The organism is Streptomyces gobitricini, assembly GCF_039532985.1.
GTDB classification, from domain to species: Bacteria; Actinomycetota; Actinomycetes; order Streptomycetales; family Streptomycetaceae; genus Streptomyces; species Streptomyces gobitricini.
Map to the genome: position 1 here is coordinate 113,400 of NZ_BAAASR010000003.1, position 15,794 is coordinate 129,193.

Below are 15,794 nucleotides of genomic sequence, written 5' to 3' on the forward strand. Positions count from 1 at the left end.
CTTCCGCACCTCCGGCCTGCTGTTCGTTCTCGGCCCCTCTTCCATGCTGCACCCGCGGGAGCCGGGCGGCGCGGCGTCCGGTCAGCGGGCGGCCAGGCCCGTCTTCGCGCCCGCGCCGCACAGGGGGACCACCGCGCTGCCGGTACGCGGTGCGGCGCTGATCGCCGCCCAGCAGGCCACGCCCGTCGACTCGACGAACAGCCCGCGGGCGGCCAGGTCGAGCTGCGCGGTCCGGATCTGCGCCTCTGTCACGGTGAGGAAGGTACCGCCCGACTCGCGGACCGCCCGGAGGATCTGGCGGGCCCGCGGGGGGTCCGGGATGGCGATGCCCTCGGCGAGGGTGGGGCGCACCGGCGCGGAGGCGGTCAGCTCGTCGGCGCCCGCGCGGAACGCCTCCGCCAGCGGTGCCACCGCCTCCGCCTGCACGGCCACCAGGGCGGGGCGGGACCGGATCAGGCCGTGCTCGTACAGCTCGGCGGTGGCGAGGGCCGCGCCCAGGAGCAGGGTGCCGTTGCCCACGGGGACGACCAGGGTGTCCGGCAGCCGCCCGCCGAGGTCCTCCCACAGCTCGTACACGTACGTCTTCGTGCCGTGCAGGAAGTACGGGTTGAAGACGTGCGAGGCGTAGAAGGTGCCCGGTTCGCCGGCCGCCTCGCGGGCCGCCCGCGCCGCGGCCTCGCGGTCCCCGGGTACGACGACGAGCCGCGCCCCGTGCGCGCGGATCTGCTCCAGCTTCTTCGGGGAGGTGCCCTCGGGGACGTACACCGCGCAGTCCAGCCCCGCGCGGGCGCAGTACGCCGCCATGGCGGTGCCCGCGTTGCCGCTGCTGTCGGCGATCACGCGGCGTGGGGCGAGGCGGCGGGCGAGTTCCGCGAGCATCACGGCGCCGCGGTCCTTGAACGACAGGGTCGGCATCAGGAAGTCGAGTTTGGCCGAAACCGTGTCGGTGAGCCGGACGAGCGGAGTGCGGCCCTCACCGAGGGAGCAGTGGGGATCGGAGAGCGGCAGCGCCTCCTCGTAGCGCCACAGCGAACCGGTCCGGCCGGAGAGCGACGCCAGGGACACGGGCGCGGCTCGGTAATCCAGGTCCCAGGGGCCCTGGCATTCGCGGCAGCGCCAGGTCAGCGCCGATACGGATGATCGCGCACCGCATCGGGGGCACAGGTAGCTCGCCGACATGGTCATGAAGGCCAGCATGTCATTTGTGCGGCGGGGCTGTTACCGGCGCGTCAGAACCCTTGTGGGATTCCTATGGATCGGTCAATCTTTCGCTCGGCAGGCGAATTCCGGCAACGCCGCGTACCCAGCGGCGCTGTTTGTCATGCACCTGCTAAAACCCCCACAGTAGCGCACCACCAATGAGGAGGACCCCTCACATGTCAGTGATGCGTACCCCGCGGCGAAGACTGGCCGCAGCCGGCGCCACCGTCGTCGCCGCCCTCGCGCTCGGCACCCTCTCCGCCCTCCCGGCCACCGCGGCCGCGGCCGCCCCGGAAGGTGTGATCGAGAACGCCGGAGCCCCCGGCGCCGTCGCGGGCAGCTACATCGTCACCCTCGACGAGTCGGCCGCCGACGCGGAGTCGAAGGCGGGCAAGGCCGTCGCCGCCCGCTACGGCGCGAAGATCCAGAGGACGTACACCTCCGCCCTGAACGGCTACGCCGTCGAACTCTCCGAGGCCCAGGCCAAGAAGCTCGCCGCCGACCCGGCCGTCGACTCGGTCGTGCAGAACCGCGTCTTCACGATCAACGGCACGCAGCCGTCCCCGCCGTCCTGGGGCCTGGACCGGATCGACCAGCGTGCCCTGCCGCTCGACCGGAGCTACACCTACCCCGAGCCTGCGGGCGAGGGCGTCACCGCGTACGTCATCGACACCGGAGTACGCATCACCCACAGCGACTTCGGCGGGCGGGCCACCTACGGCTACGACGCCATCGACAACGACAACACGGCGCAGGACGGCCACGGTCACGGCACGCACGTCGCCGGCACCGTCGCCGGGTCCTCCTACGGTGTGGCCAAGAAGGCCAGGATCGTCGGCGTCCGCGTCCTGAACAACTCCGGCTCCGGCACCACCGCCCAGGTCGTCGCCGGTATCGACTGGGTGACCAGGAACGCCGTCAAGCCGGCCGTGGCCAACATGAGCCTGGGCGGCGGCGTCGACTCCGCCCTCGACACCGCCGTACGCAACTCCATAGCGAGCGGTGTCACCTACGCCATCGCCGCGGGCAACGACGGCCGTGACGCGTCCAACTCCTCGCCGGCGCGGGTCGGCGAGGCCATCACGGTCGGCTCCACCACCAACACGGACGCCCGCTCCAGCTTCTCCAACTACGGCAGCCTGGTGGACCTGTTCGCGCCCGGCTCCTCCATCGCTTCCGCCTGGAACAACAGCGACACCGCGACCAGCACCATCTCCGGTACGTCGATGGCCACGCCGCACGTCGCGGGCGCGGCCGCCCTCTACCTGGCGAACAACCGCACGGCCACCCCGGCGCAGGTCGCCACCGCGCTCACCTCGTCCGCCACCACCGGCGTGGTGAGCAACCCGGGCACCGGCTCCCCGAACCGCCTGCTGTACGTCGGTGACGGCGGCACCACGCCGCCGCCCGGCAAGCGCTTCGAGAACACCGCCGACTTCGCGATCAACGACAACTCCACCGTCGAGTCGCCGGTCACCGTCAGCGGTGTGGCGGGCAACGCCCCGTCGGCCCTCCAGGTGCCTGTGAACATCGTCCACACGTACATCGGTGACCTCCAGGTGCAGTTGGTCGCTCCTGACGGCACCGCGTACACGCTCAAGGGCTATGGCACCGGCGGCAGCGCCGACAACATCAACACCACGTACACGGTCAACGCCTCCTCCGAGACCGCGAACGGAACGTGGAAGCTGCGCGTGAGCGACAACGCGAACTACGACACCGGGAAGATCGACTCCTGGGCCCTGCAGTTCTGAGCGTTGAGCGAGTGAAGAGGGGGGCGGTCGTCACCATGGCGACCGCCCCTCCCTTGTGGGGGAGAGCGAGCCGCTTCCCCTGCCTCACCCGCATACCGCCTCCTGTCGCCGACCGCGTACGATGCGCCAGCCGCAAGCGCATTCGATTCGCCTCGCCCCCGACAGGAGCACCGAGAGCCGTGGAACCGTCCTCCCAGGGAGCGCCTGAGAGCAGCCCGCCCCAGGGAACCCCCCACGGGGCCCCGCGCGGAGTCCCGCAGGGCGCCCCGCAGGGCTGGCCCCCGCCGCAGCAGCCGTATCCCCCGGCGTCTCCGCCGTTTCGCGGCATGCCCGGACCGCCGCCGCCCTCGGCGAACGTCAACGGCCTCGCCATCGCCTCCCTGGTCACCGGCATCGTGTGCCTGCTGCCGCCGCTCGGCATGGTCCTGGGCGCACTCGCTCTCGGGCGGATGAGGAAGCGGGGCGAACGGGGCAGGGGCATGGCCATGACGGGCATGGCCCTCTCCCTGGTCAGCACGCTCCTGGTGGTGGCCGGAGCGACCACCGGGGCGTTCCGCGACGTCTACGACGGCATGCGGGAGGCCGCCGACGAGGCGTCCCGTACGCGCTCGGCCTTCGACCTGCGCAAGGGGCAGTGCTTCAACAGCCCGGGTGGCGCGGCCGGGACGGAGGCCCTCGACGTCACCCTCGTCGACTGCGCCGAGCCCCACGACGGCGAGGTGTCCGGGAGCTTCAGGATCACCGAGTTCGAGGAGTGGCCCGGCGACAAGCCCATCGAGCCGGCCGCAGAGCGGCGCTGCGAGGTGCTGAACAGCGCCTACGCGCTGGACGGCTGGGCTGTCCCGGACAACGCGTGGATGTACTACTACCAGCCCAGCAAGGAGAGTTGGGCGATCGGCGACCGGGTGGTGACCTGCGCCTTCGCCGCCGACAAGGGCAAGCTCGCCGGGTCGGTGCGCAGCGACGAGGAGACCCTCGACGAGCACCAGGTCGCCTTCCTGAAGCAGGTCAACCGGATCGACGCGGCCCTCCTGGAGGAGCCGGAGGCCGATGTCGAGGAGGACCGGCAGGCCAACGTGGCGTGGGCCCGGAAGGTGTCGGCGACGCTGAGCGGAACGGCCGCGAGTCTGCGGGCCCACCCGTGGCCGTCCGCTGCGCGGCAGCCGGTGGCGGATCTGGTCGCGGAGCTGGAGGCGGCCCGGAAGCACTGGGTGAAGGTGGCGGCCGCCACGGACCCGGACGCCTTCTGGGAGCACTACGCACCCGCGTACGACGCCCTCCCCGCCGACCTGGGGCTGAAGGCGCGCGGGGCTCTGAAGCTGGATGTCACACCGCCGGCGGACAGTGCGGGCGGCGCGGACAGCGCGGGCGGCGCGGACGGCATGAACGGCGCGGACGGCATGGACGGCGCGGACAGTGCCGGTGGGGCGGGCGGCTCCTGAGCGGTGTGGGCGGGGGCCGGGGCCTGGATCGAGGGCCTGGATCGAGGGCCGGGAGCCGGGGGGCCTGGGCCTGAGGCCCAGGTGTGAGGTCCGCGCCCGGGGCGTCGGTCCCCGGGCCGTACCCATGGTGAGCTGGTGCTCAAACGGCCGTCATCACTTCGGGTGAAACTCTGGCCCACGCTTGCGGCAGGCAACCGTCGGTTGCCAGTCTGTTGCTGTCTGTCAACCTGATGGGAGTGGCCCGTGACCTTCGGTGAGCAGCCCGCTTATCTGCGCGTTGCGAGCGATCTCCGGGAAAAGATCGCCAATGGTTCGCTCCCGCCCCACACCCGGCTCCCCTCGCAGGCCCGCATCCGGGAGGAGTACGGCGTCTCGGACACCGTCGCGCTGGAGGCTCGCAAGGTCCTGATGGCCGAGGGGCTCGTCGAAGGCCGTTCGGGGTCGGGGACGTACGTCCGGGAGCGGCCCGTGCCCCGCCGGATCGCGCGCTCCGGCTTCGGTCTGACGGCCGGCGCCAACCCCTTCCGGCAGGAGCAGGCGGCCGAAGGGGCGCGCGGCACCTGGGAGTCCAACAGCGAGCAGGAGCCCGCGAGTGCCGCGATCGCCGAGCGCCTCGGCATCGAGCCGGGGGACCGGGTGATGCGCACGCGGTACGTCTTCCGGGACGCCGGGGAGGCGATGATGCTCTCCACCTCCTGGGAGCCGCTCGCCGTCACCGGGCGCACGCCCGTGATGCTGCCGGAAGAGGGGCCGTTGGGCGGCTGCGGGGTCGTCGAGCGGATGGCCGCGATCGACGTCGTCGTGGACAACGTGGTGGAGGAGGTCGGCGCGCGCCCGGGGCTTGCGGAGGAGCTGCTGACGCTGGGCGGAGTGCCGGGGCACGTCGTGATGGTGGTGGAGCGGACCTATTACGCGTCCGGGAGGGCGGTCGAGACGGCGGACGTGGTCGTGCCGGCCGACCGCTACCGCATCGCCTACCACCTCCCGGTGCGGTGACCGAGGCCGGTCGACGGGCATTCCGCCGCCGCGTCCGCCGCGTCGGCCGGGCACTGAGAACGCGCCGGCCCTCGCGCTGTTCCGCACAAGGGGGCGCACCCGGCCGGGTGCGCCCCCTTTCCGCTCCCGTTCCATGGCCGGATAGGTACCTCTTTGTGAAAACACGTATCCGCTCAGTAAAGGTCTGGCGTAAGCTCAGGCATATGCGGATCGCTGTTTCGTGGGGATGCTTAGAAGTGTGCAGGCCGGCGGAGGGTGAGGCGTGATGAGTGAGAGTGGTGCGGTCCTTCCCTGGCTGGTGATCCGGCAGGACGACAACGGCAACCACTACCGCGTGGGCAGGTACGCGACGAGGGACGAGGCGCAGAAGATCGCCGACAGTCTCGATACGCGCGGGCACCAGCAGCTCTACTGGGTGGAGCGCGTCGGTCAGCCCGCGACCTGACCGCGGCGAGAGCCTTGCCCGGAGCGCGTTACGCTCCGGCGCATGACAGATCGTGTGGTGGTGGCCGGGGCCGTCTTCGACGAGGGACGGCTGCTGGCCGCGCGCCGTAGCGCCCCTCCGGAGCTCGCCGGCCGCTGGGAGCTGCCGGGCGGCAAGCTGGAGCCGGGAGAGACCGCGGAGCAGGCTCTCGTGCGCGAGCTGCGCGAAGAGCTGGGCGTGGAGGCGGAGCCGGGTGAACGGATCCCCGGCGAATGGCCGCTGGCGCCCGGTTACGTACTCCAGGTGTGGACGGTCCGGATCGTCTCCGGTGAGCCGCGCCCGTTGGAGGACCATGACGAGCTGCGGTGGCTGTTCCGGCATGAACTGGACACCGTCGACTGGCTGGATCAGGACCGTCCCGCCGTCGCGGAAGCCGCGTGCCGTCTCCCCGTCGGCACCCCTCCCGGGCTCGCCGGCGGAGCGCCCCCCACTCGGACCTGACGGACCGCCGGCCGTCTGCCCCGGGTCCGGCCGTGGCGTCGTACGGACCGCCAGACCGCCAGACCGCCCGCCCGCCTGCCGGTCCCGCCTGCCCGCCAGACCGCCCGCCCGGGCCGGGCCCCGGTCGCCGCGTGCCGCTCACCCGGACCCGGCCCCTTCTCCGCCTCCGCGCGAGCGCCCCCCCGCGGGCCGTGGCACCGCCCTCGGGTGGTGCGAGTGGAGTCGGTGGTGCGGCCGGGGGTGTGCCGGGTGGGTCGGGTGCCGGAGGAAGGGGGCCGGCCGGGGTCTCAGGGCGGCGCGTATCGGCTCCGACGGGCTGTGACCAGGTGCGCCGGAGTGCGCCGGCGGGTGCGAGAGGTGGGCACGTGGCGAGGAGCGCGCGGTGGAGGTGTACGCCGTTCGTGCCACGATGCGCCCGCTGTGGCGATAGCTCGCCCCAAATATCGGGTATGTGGTGATTAACCCACCGAAATTGGACGTGGGTCCGCCGCTGGGTATGGAAGTGGTCGGCGTGATCGACACCGAGGGCGAGTGCGCCGAGTGGATCTTCCCGGCTGAGCTCGACGCCGTACGCGCCGCCCGTCACGCGGTGCGTGACACACTGCGTACCTGGCAGCTCGACTCGGCGATCGTCGACGTCACGGTGTTGCTGGTGAGCGAGCTGGTGACCAATTCCCTGCGCTACGCCTCCGGTCCCATCGGGGTCCGGCTGATCCGGCTCCACCCTGATGACGGACCCCTCCCGCCCTCTCCGGCGCTCCTCGTCGAGGTCTCCGACCCCCTGCCGGATCCTCCCCTGGAACGGCCTGCCGGCCCGGACGACGAAGGCGGGCGGGGGCTGCAGCTGGTCGCCTGCTCCGCCCGCCGCTGGGGGACCCGAAAGGGCAGGTCGGGCAAGACCGTGTGGTTCGAGCTGGCCCTGCCTGGTTAGAAGAGGGAAGGGACAACGATCACCTTCGGGCTCGGCTCAAAACGAACGAGACCACCCTGTGATCGTGAACGGCGTGCCGCCGGGGGCCGTAGTGCTGAATACTGCGGGAATGGCCGGTCCGGTGCGGTGAGCTGGAGGGGACGGTCGCGTGAGCGAGATATCTGAGACGGCGAACAGCGTCGTGTGGCAGAGCAGTCCACCTGGCTCGATCTACGACTACATCAGAGTCGCCTCCTTCTCGATCGGCCCCGACGGGCTGGTCGACCAGTGGAGCCTCCGTGCCGCCGACCTGTTCGGCATCGCCGCCGAGGAGGTCAGGGGCAAGGACCCGGTCGAGGCGTTCCTGCCGGCCGAGCTGCGGTCTCGCGGCCACCGCAAGGTCGCCGAGATCCTCGACGGCAAGGAGTGGACCGGACTGGTCCCCTTCCGGATGCCGGGGGAGCGGAGGCCGCGCGGGATCGCCGAGGTCTATGTGATGCCGAGCGAGACGGAACGCGGCGAGAGGGCCGCGCTCTGCATCGTCGTCGACGTACGCGCACTGCGGCGGATAGAGACGGACATCGCCGCCTCGCAGGCAATTTTCGGACAATCTCCCTTCGGCTTCCTGCTGTTCGACACCGACCTCACGGTCAAGCGGGCCAACCAGCGCTTCGCGACCGTCTTCGGCGGCTCCGCCGACGACCACCGCGGCCGCACCGTCCACGACTACCTCTCCCGCCCCGAGGCCGAGCGGATGACCGCCGCGCTGCGCCGGGTACTGGAGACCGGCGACCCCGTCACCGACCTCGAGATCATCGGCGCGGTGCCCGGCAGCACCGACCGCCGGCACTGGTCGATCAACCTGTACCGGGTGCACAGCGGATCCGGCCGGCCCGTCGGCGTCGCCGGCCTCGGCACCGACGTCACCCGCCGCCAGATCGCCGCCCGCGAAGCCGCCAGCGCCCGTCGCAACCTGGCCCTCCTCAACGAGGCCGGTGCCCGCATCGGCAACTCCCTGGACCTGGAGACCACCGCCCGCGAACTTCTCGACGTCACCGTGCCCGGCTTCTGCGACCTCGCCTCCGTCGACCTCTACCAAGGGCTGCTCAGCGGCGACGAAGCCCCCCCGGGGCGTGCCGACGGGGCCAGCGCCGAACTGCGCCGGGTCGCCTTCGCCAGCGCCGTGTCCGACGCCCCGTTGCCGAACCCCGGCGCCGCGCCCGGCTGCTGCGAGACGACGCCCATAGACGTCGGCGCCATCCACCGCTACCCCTTCACCTCGCTCTGCGCCGAAGCCCTGCGCACCGGGCGGCCGACCACGATGCCCGGCGCCGAAGGCAGCCTCGTACAGTCCACGCTCGTCGTGCCGATGGTGGCGCACGACACCGTCGTCGGACTGGTGCAGTTCTCCCGCACCAAGGGCAGCGAACCCTTCGGCGAACGGGACGGGGCGCTCGCCGCCGAACTGGCCGCCCGCGCGGCGGTCTGCATCGACAACGCCCGCCTCTACCGGCGGGAGCACGAGCGGGCCCTGATCCTCCAGCGGAGCCTCCTCCCGCCCGGCGACCCGGAGGCCGCCGGTCTGGACATCGCCTGCCGCTACCTGCCCGGCAACACCGCCACGGAGGTGGGGGGCGACTGGTTCGACGTCATCCAGCTGCCGGGCCACCGCACCGCCCTGGTCGTCGGCGACGTCATGGGGCGCGGACTGCGGGCCGCCGTCGCCATGGGCGAACTGCGCACCGCCGTCCGTACCCTGGCCCAGCTCGACCTGGAGCCGGCCGAGGTGCTCTCCCACCTCGACGAGATCGCCCGGGGCCTCGGCACCCCCACCGGAGGCGGCCAGGCCTCGCGGGTCGCGGACACCGCACGCGGCCCGGAGCTGTCCGAGGTGTACCTCGCGACCTGCGTCTACGCCGTCTACGACTCCGTCACCCGCCGCTGTACGTTCGCCAACGCCGGCCACCTGCCCCCGGTGGTCGTCGAGCCGGGCGAGGCGGCGCTGCTGCTGGACGTCCCGCCCGGGATGCCCCTGGGGGTCGGCGGTGAGCCCTTCGAGGAGGTGGAGGTCGAACTCCCCGAGGGCGCGCTGCTCGCCCTCTACACGGACGGGCTCGTCGAGTCCCGCGACCACCCCCTCGACGAGGGCATGCAGGCCTTCCGCAGCGCGCTGACCGACCCGATCCGGCCGCTGGAGGACGTCTGCGACCACGTCCTGAACACCCTGGACACCCGGCACGGCGAGGACGACATCGCCCTGTTGATGGCCCGTATCCAGGGGCTGCCGACCGAGGCGGTGGGTGACTGGCGGCTGCCTCGCGAGCCCCGTTCGGTGGGCCGGGCCAGGGAGCTGGCGCGGGCGCAGCTGACGGCCTGGGACCTCGAACCGCTCGTGGACACGGTCGAACTGCTCGTCAGCGAGCTCGTCACCAACGCCCTGCGCTACGGCGAGGGCGAGATACGGCTCCGGCTGCTGCGCGACCGCACGCTGGTCTGCGAGGTGTGGGACGCCGGCCTGGTCCAGCCCCGGCGGCGCCGTGCCCGGGACACCGACGAGGGCGGCCGCGGGCTCCAGCTCGTCGGTCTGCTCAGCGCGGGCTGGGGGTCCCGCCGCACCCCGCGCGGCAAGACGGTCTGGTTCGAGCTGGCCCTCCCGGACGGTGACGCCACCGCGGAGCCGACCGTCGACCAGTTGCTGAGCATGTTCTGACGCTCGCCGGCCGGCCGGCCCGTCGCCGGGGCGGGACGGGGCGGGGGCCGGGCGCCGAGCCGGGGGGGGGCGGGCCCACGGGTGGGCGCCCGAGCCGTCGGAGCGGGCGCGGGCGCGGGGTCGGGCCGCCGCCTACAGCGCCGCCGGCCGGGCCTCGATCCCGGCGCGGTCGCCGAGCCCCTCCCACTGCTCGAACGGGGCGTCCGACGAGGACACGGCCGGCTCCTGCTTGCTCGGGGCCTTGGCTTCCTCCCGCCGTACCCGCAGGTGGGAAACCGGGTCAGAACCGGCCGCCACCGCCCAGCCGGCCGCGAGTGCCCCCGCCGCCGAAGCGGCCGGGCCAGCCGCCTGCACCGGAACTTCCGCCGAAGTCCCAGCCGCGTACCGGGCCGTACCCGCCGTACCCCTCGCCTCCCCGGCCGCCACCGCCGAGCAGCCCGCCGAGGAGGATGCCGCCGAGCACCGCACCGCCCAGCCCGCCGCCACGCCCCGGGTCCGGCGGACCGCCCGGCCCGAACGCTCCGCCGTACCGGACCACGTCCTGCTCGGCGAGGCTCCACGCCTGCCGGGCCAGTACGTCCGCCTGCCGCGCCTCGGCCAGCGCCTCCGCCACGTCACCGGAGCCGCCCGAGCCATCCGCGTCACCTGGACCAGCCACATCACCCCCGCCCCCGGCGTCACTCCCGCCCCCGGCGTCACCCGCGCCCCCCAAGCCACCCCCACTACCTGAGCCACCATCGCCCCGAGCACCCCCCACGCCACCACCCGGCATGCCGTCCGCCGCTGCCGCCAGGTTCCGTGCCCGCTCCAGCCGTCGGTCCGCCTCCGCCAGCCGGGTACGGGCCCGAGCGCCCACCGCCCCCCGGTGCGTCGTGATGTAGTCCGTCGCCGCCCCGACGGCCGCCCCGGCCGTGAGCAGCACATGATCGAGGAGCGCCCGGGCGTGCCGGGTACCGCGTTCTTCCCGCGCGCCCGCCAGCGCCTCGTCCAGCGCGGCGTCCGCCTCCCCGACCCGGCGCAGCGCGTCGATCGGGTCGTACCGCCCGGCCTCCACCGCACGGCGTACGTCGGTGACGACCGACTCGGCACGCGCCGCCCGGCCGCGCAGATCGGCCGCCGTCACTCCTCGCGCCGTCCCCTTCAGCACCCCGCTCAACAACCTGCCCGCGTCGGCCAGGTCCCCCTCCGTGTCGGCGAGGGCGACCGGCAGCCTGCCCGCGGCCTCCGCCAGTTCCCCGGCGCGCCGGTCGACGGCGTCGACGAGCCGCGCCGCCTGGTCGAGAGCGGCCTCGGCGGCCCGTACATGGACCGCCGCCGCGGCGTTGTCGCCCGCCTCCACCGCCTGCCGGGCCCGTCCCAGGTTGGCCGAGACGAACAGCAGCCGGTCCCTCGCCTGCTCGACGCCACCCGCCACCGGCACGGCGGCCGAGTCCGCGTACCGTTCGCGCATCGCGACGAGCGTCGCGTCCGCCAGCTCCGCCCGGCCGCTCACGTCGCGGAACGCCGACTCCGCCGTGGCGAGGGCCTCCGGTGCCGTCCGCTCCAGGGCGCGCAACCGGTCGAACGCCTCCGCCTCGGCGTCCAGCCGCCGGTCCGCGTCGCCGCAGCGCGTGGTGATCTCCTCAAGCATCCGGCGACGGGTCGCCTCGTCCTCCGGGTACGCGTCGTCGAGTCGCCGGCGCAGCCGGAAGGCGGCGGTCAGCTCGCCCCTTGCGTACGCCACCGCCTCGGTGAAGGGCCGGGCCGCCTCCTCCCCGAACCGGGCGACGGCGAACCCCAGTTCCTCCTCGCTCGTCCGGACGGCGTCGTCCGCGTCGACGAGCGCCCGTCGCGTGCGGGCGTCCAACTCCTCCACGGAGGGCTCGGGGGGCGCGCCCCACCGGTCCCGCCCGCCGTGCGGTGTGGTGCGCGTGGCGGTCCGCCGCCGGCGTTTGGCGTACGCGTACGCCGCGGCCGTGCCGGCCCCGACGAGCAGCGCCACGGGAAGGATCAGGTCGGTACCCGGACTCCGCCCGCCGCCCGGGTCCACGGTGCCCGGGGTGACGGCGGGCCGGGGGACCGGCCGTCCGGCGAGTACGGCCGCGTACCCGTGCGCGGCACCGGTCGCGGCGCCCGCCCGGTCGTCCTGCCGCAGCGCCGGCTCGTTCGCCGTCCGCGCGGCCTCGTCGAGCCGGGCCCGGCCGAGGCCGGGCGCGGGATCGGCGGAGTACGCGTACTGCCGGCCGTGCGTGGCGACGGCGGGCAGTACGTCGTCGGCCCCGGGCCCGCTCCCGGCCGCGGTGGTGCCGGCCCGGTCCTGCGCGGGGCGGCCGGGGGAGTCCCGCACGTACACCACGGAGAGCTGGACGCGGGGTTCGTCGACGCGGGCTTCGTCGTGGAGCTCGTCGAGGGCGCGGCGGATCTCGCGCTCGCCGCCCTCCGGCGCGGTGACCCTGTCGGTGTCGCCGCCCTGCCGGGACAGGTCGACCCGATCCTCGGCGTGCGCCCCGCCCGGCGCGCCGGGCGGGGCAAGCCACCTCGCCGTCACCAGCACACCGAGGAGGACGACAGTGAGGCAGGACCGGGGGGCTCTCCGTGTCACATTCGTGAGGCTATGACGGCATCTGTCCGTACGCGACCCGGCGTCGATGGTCACTGTCAGTGGTGGACGCTAGTGTGGAAAATCGTTCGGCACAGCTGACGGGGGGAGCTGGACGTGAACGTTCGCGCGCTGCGGGCCAGGGCCGGATCCGCGAGTCCGAGGCTCGAGTGGCCCAAGCGGATCGCGCTGGTGGCCGCCCTGCTGTTGGTGCTGCCCCCGCTCGCCGCCTGGGCGGCGCTGCGGGTCGGCTACGCGGGGGACCTGCGGGACGGGACGAAGACCCGCGGGGAAGGACGCCATCCGGCTCGGCCACGCCTGGGCGGACGGGTGGAAGAAGGGCGCCGGTCTCGCCGTGCTCGCCGCACGGACAGAGAGGACCGGCATCCGGGACCTGTACGTGCGCGTCGACTCCGCGGCCGAGGAGGAGGGCTGGGCGGCGTACAGGGCCGGCTGCCCCTAGGAGGCCCCTGTGGCGGGAGGGCCTCCGGCCGGGACGGAGCCGGGCGGCGGCTACACGGCCGCCCGCCCGGCGGGGTCAGGGCCTCCGGCGGGACGGAACCGGCCGGCGGGTGGGGGTCAGGGCCTCCGGCGGGGTCAGGGCCTCCGGCGGGTGATCTTGTTGCCGAGCCAGACGAGGGGGTCGTACTTACGGTCCACCGCCCGTTCCTTCAGCGGGATCAGCGCATTGTCGGTGATCTTGATCTGCTCGGGGCAGACCTCCGTGCAGCACTTGGTGATGTTGCAGTAGCCGAGCCCGTGGTCCTCCTGCGCGGTGCGTTTGCGGTCGAGGCCCGCCTCCGCCGCCGCGTCCAGGGGGTGCATGTCCAGTTCGGCGATGCGCATGAGGAAGCGCGGCCCGGCGAAGGCCGGTTTGTTCTCCTCGTGGTCCCGGACCACATGGCAGGTGTCCTGGCACAGGAAGCACTCGATGCACTTGCGGAACTCCTGGGGGCGCTCCACGTCGATCTGCTGCATCCGGTAGTCGCCCGGAGCCACGCCCGGCGGCGGTACGAAGGACGGCACCTCCCGCGCCTTCTCGTAGTTGAACGACACGTCCGTCACCAGGTCGCGCACGACGGGGAAGGCCCGCAGCGGGGTCACCGTGACGACCTCCTCCCGCGAGAACACCGACATCCGCGTCATGCACAGCAGCCGCGGCCGGCCGTTGATCTCGGCGCTGCACGAACCGCACTTGCCCGCCTTGCAGTTCCACCGCACCGCCAGGTCGGGCGCCTGGGTGGCCTGGAGCCGGTGGATGATGTCGAGGACGACCTCGCCCTCGTTCACCTCGACGGTGAAGTCCTTCAGCCCGCCGCCGTCGATGTCGCCCCGCCACACCCGGAAGCTCGCGTCATAGCTGGTCACTCGTACAGCTCCTCTTCGGCGAGGTACTTGACCAGCTCCTCCTTGTCGAACAGGGCGAGCAGGTCGGGACGGATGGGTTCGGTCGTGGTGCGTTCGAGGGCGATCTGCCCCTCGGCGGAATCGGGGTCGGCGATGCGGCACAGCAGGTTCACCCGCCGCCACGCGCGCTCCATCGCCGGGCGGTCCTCCCGGGTGTGCCCGCCCCGGCTCTCGGTGCGCTCCAGCGCCGCGCGCGCCACGCACTCGCTGACCAGCAGCATGTTCCGCAGGTCCAGCGCGAGGTGCCAGCCGGGGTTGAACTGCCGGTGTCCCTCGACGCCCGCGCCCCGGGCGCGCAGCCGCAGCTCGGCCAGGTTCCGCAGCGCCTGCCGCATCTCCTCCTCGCGGCGGATGATGCCGACCAGGTCGTTCATCGTCTGCTGGAGCTCCTGGTGCAGGGTGTACGGGTTCTCCGGCCGCTCCCCCGCTCCCGCGGCGCCCTCGCCGCTGAAGGGGCGCAGCGCCTCGGCGGCCGCCGCGTGGACCTGGACATCGGGCACCGGCGGGCGGGCGGCCAGGTCCTTCGCGTACCGAGCCGCGTACAGCCCCGCACGGCGGCCGAAGACCAGCAGGTCGGACAGCGAGTTCCCGCCGAGCCGGTTGGAGCCGTGCATGCCGCCCGCGACCTCACCGGCCGCGAAGAGCCCGGGCACACCGATCGCCTCGGCGGTGTCCGACTCGACCGCGACGCCGCCCATCACGTAGTGGCAGGTCGGGCCGACCTCCATCGCCTCGGCCGTGATGTCGACGTCCGCCAGCTCCTTGAACTGGTGGTACATCGACGGCAGCCGGCGCCGGATCGTCTCGGCCGGCATCCGCGTGGACACGTCGAGGAAGACCCCGCCGTGCGGGGACCCGCGCCCCGCCTTCACCTCGGAGTTGATCGCCCGGGCGACCTCGTCGCGGGGGAGCAGTTCGGGCGGACGCCGGTTGTTGTCCGGGTCCTCGTACCAGCGGTCGCCCTCCTCCTCCGACTCCGCGTACTTGTCCTTGAAGACGTCGGGGACGTAGTCGAACATGAACCGCTCGCCGTCGGAGTTGCGCAGCACCCCTCCGTCACCGCGCACCGACTCCGTGACCAGGATGCCTTTCACCGACGGCGGCCAGACCATCCCGGTCGGATGGAACTGCACGAACTCCATGTTCACCAGCCGCGCGCCCGCCAGCAGGGCCAGGGCGTGCCCGTCGCCCGTGTACTCCCACGAGTTGGACGTCACCTTGAACGACTTGCCGATCCCGCCGGTCGCCAGGACGACCGCTGGTGCCTCCAGCACGAAGAAGCGGCCGGACTCGCGTTCGTAGCAGAAGGTTCCGCAGACCCGGCCCTCGTCGTCCTTGAGGACCCGGGTGACCGTGCACTCCTGGAAGACCTTCAGCCGGGCCTCGTAGTCCCCGAAGGCGCGGAAGTCCTCCTGCTGGAGGGAGACGATCTTCTGCTGGAGCGTACGGATCAGCTCCAGACCGGTCCGGTCGCCCACGTGGGCGAGCCGCGGGTACTCATGGCCGCCGAAGTTGCGCTGGGAGATGCGGCCGTCCTTCGTCCGGTCGAAGAGGGCGCCCCAGGTCTCCAGCTCCCACACCCGGTCCGGCGCCTCGCGCGCGTGGAGCTCGGCCATCCGCCACTGGTTGAGGAACTTCCCGCCGCGCATGGTGTCGCGGAAGTGAACCTGCCAGTTGTCCCCGGCGTTGGCGTTGCCCATGGAGGCGGCGATGCCGCCCTCGGCCATCACCGTGTGGGCCTTGCCGAACAGCGACTTGCAGATCACGGCCGTACGGGCGCCCCGCTCGCGCGCCTCGATGGCCGCCCGCAGCCCCGCCCCGCCGGCGCCGACCACGACGACGTCCCACTGCTGCCGTTCCGCTTGCGTCATC

The 15,794-nt window shown here is 73.1% G+C and carries 11 protein-coding genes and 1 pseudogene; 7 read left to right on the forward strand and 5 right to left on the reverse strand.

What is annotated here, in order from left to right:
- Positions 1–81: 81 nt before the first annotated feature.
- Positions 82–1,185 carry a threonine synthase gene (locus ABD347_RS04555; RefSeq protein WP_344356586.1) on the reverse strand — a complete coding sequence of 368 codons (1,104 nt, stop codon included), beginning with the start codon at positions 1,183–1,185 and terminating at the stop codon, positions 82–84.
- 191 nt (positions 1,186–1,376) lie between these two features.
- On the opposite strand from ABD347_RS04555, the gene ABD347_RS04560 reads away from it, so the two are divergent.
- From ABD347_RS04560 to ABD347_RS04590, 7 genes are all read left to right on the forward strand, one after another.
- Positions 1,377–2,954 (forward strand): S8 family peptidase, encoded by a 1,578-nt coding sequence (locus ABD347_RS04560; protein WP_344356589.1) that lies wholly within the window; start codon positions 1,377–1,379, stop codon positions 2,952–2,954.
- Between the two features lie 326 nt (positions 2,955–3,280).
- A complete protein-coding gene (locus tag ABD347_RS04565) occupies positions 3,281–4,396 on the forward strand; it encodes a DUF4190 domain-containing protein (RefSeq protein ID WP_344356592.1) in 1,116 nt (371 codons plus the stop codon).
- Between the two features lie 243 nt (positions 4,397–4,639).
- Positions 4,640–5,392 (forward strand): GntR family transcriptional regulator, encoded by a 753-nt coding sequence (locus ABD347_RS04570; protein ID WP_344356595.1) that lies wholly within the window; start codon positions 4,640–4,642, stop codon positions 5,390–5,392.
- Positions 5,393–5,657: 265 nt separating this feature from the next.
- On the forward strand, positions 5,658–5,837 hold the full coding sequence (locus ABD347_RS04575; RefSeq protein ID WP_344356597.1) for an SPOR domain-containing protein: 180 nt from the start codon (positions 5,658–5,660) through the stop codon (positions 5,835–5,837).
- Between the two features lie 42 nt (positions 5,838–5,879).
- Complete coding sequence (locus ABD347_RS04580; protein ID WP_344356600.1) at positions 5,880–6,317, forward strand: (deoxy)nucleoside triphosphate pyrophosphohydrolase; 438 nt, start codon at positions 5,880–5,882, stop codon at positions 6,315–6,317.
- A gap of 502 nt (positions 6,318–6,819) precedes the next feature.
- Positions 6,820–7,248, forward strand: a complete 429-nt coding sequence (locus tag ABD347_RS04585) for an ATP-binding protein (RefSeq protein WP_344356757.1) — start codon at positions 6,820–6,822, stop codon at positions 7,246–7,248.
- A 148-nt stretch (positions 7,249–7,396) separates the two neighbouring features.
- Positions 7,397–9,937: a SpoIIE family protein phosphatase gene (locus ABD347_RS04590; protein WP_344356602.1), complete on the forward strand. Its 2,541-nt coding sequence runs from the start codon at positions 7,397–7,399 to the stop codon at positions 9,935–9,937.
- Between the two features lie 132 nt (positions 9,938–10,069).
- Here ABD347_RS04590 and ABD347_RS04595 read toward each other — a convergent pair.
- The 4 genes and pseudogenes from ABD347_RS04595 to ABD347_RS04610 all read right to left on the reverse strand — a co-directional run.
- Positions 10,070–10,219: pseudogene (locus ABD347_RS04595) on the reverse strand (PspA/IM30 family protein); the annotation flags it as partial.
- Positions 10,218–12,518, reverse strand: coding sequence for a TPM domain-containing protein (locus tag ABD347_RS04600; RefSeq protein WP_425575574.1), 2,301 nt, complete (start codon positions 12,516–12,518; stop codon positions 10,218–10,220). The pseudogene ABD347_RS04595 and the gene ABD347_RS04600, both read right to left, overlap by 2 nt.
- 594 nt (positions 12,519–13,112) lie before the next feature.
- The gene (locus tag ABD347_RS04605) at positions 13,113–13,883 is read right to left on the reverse strand and encodes a succinate dehydrogenase/fumarate reductase iron-sulfur subunit (protein WP_344356605.1); all 771 of its coding nucleotides are present in this window, start codon (positions 13,881–13,883) and stop codon (positions 13,113–13,115) included.
- Entirely contained in the window at positions 13,880–15,793 is a 1,914-nt protein-coding gene (locus ABD347_RS04610; protein WP_344356608.1) for a fumarate reductase/succinate dehydrogenase flavoprotein subunit, read from the reverse strand. The genes ABD347_RS04605 and ABD347_RS04610 overlap by 4 nt, the downstream gene beginning before the upstream one ends.
- Position 15,794: the final 1 nt, after the last annotated feature.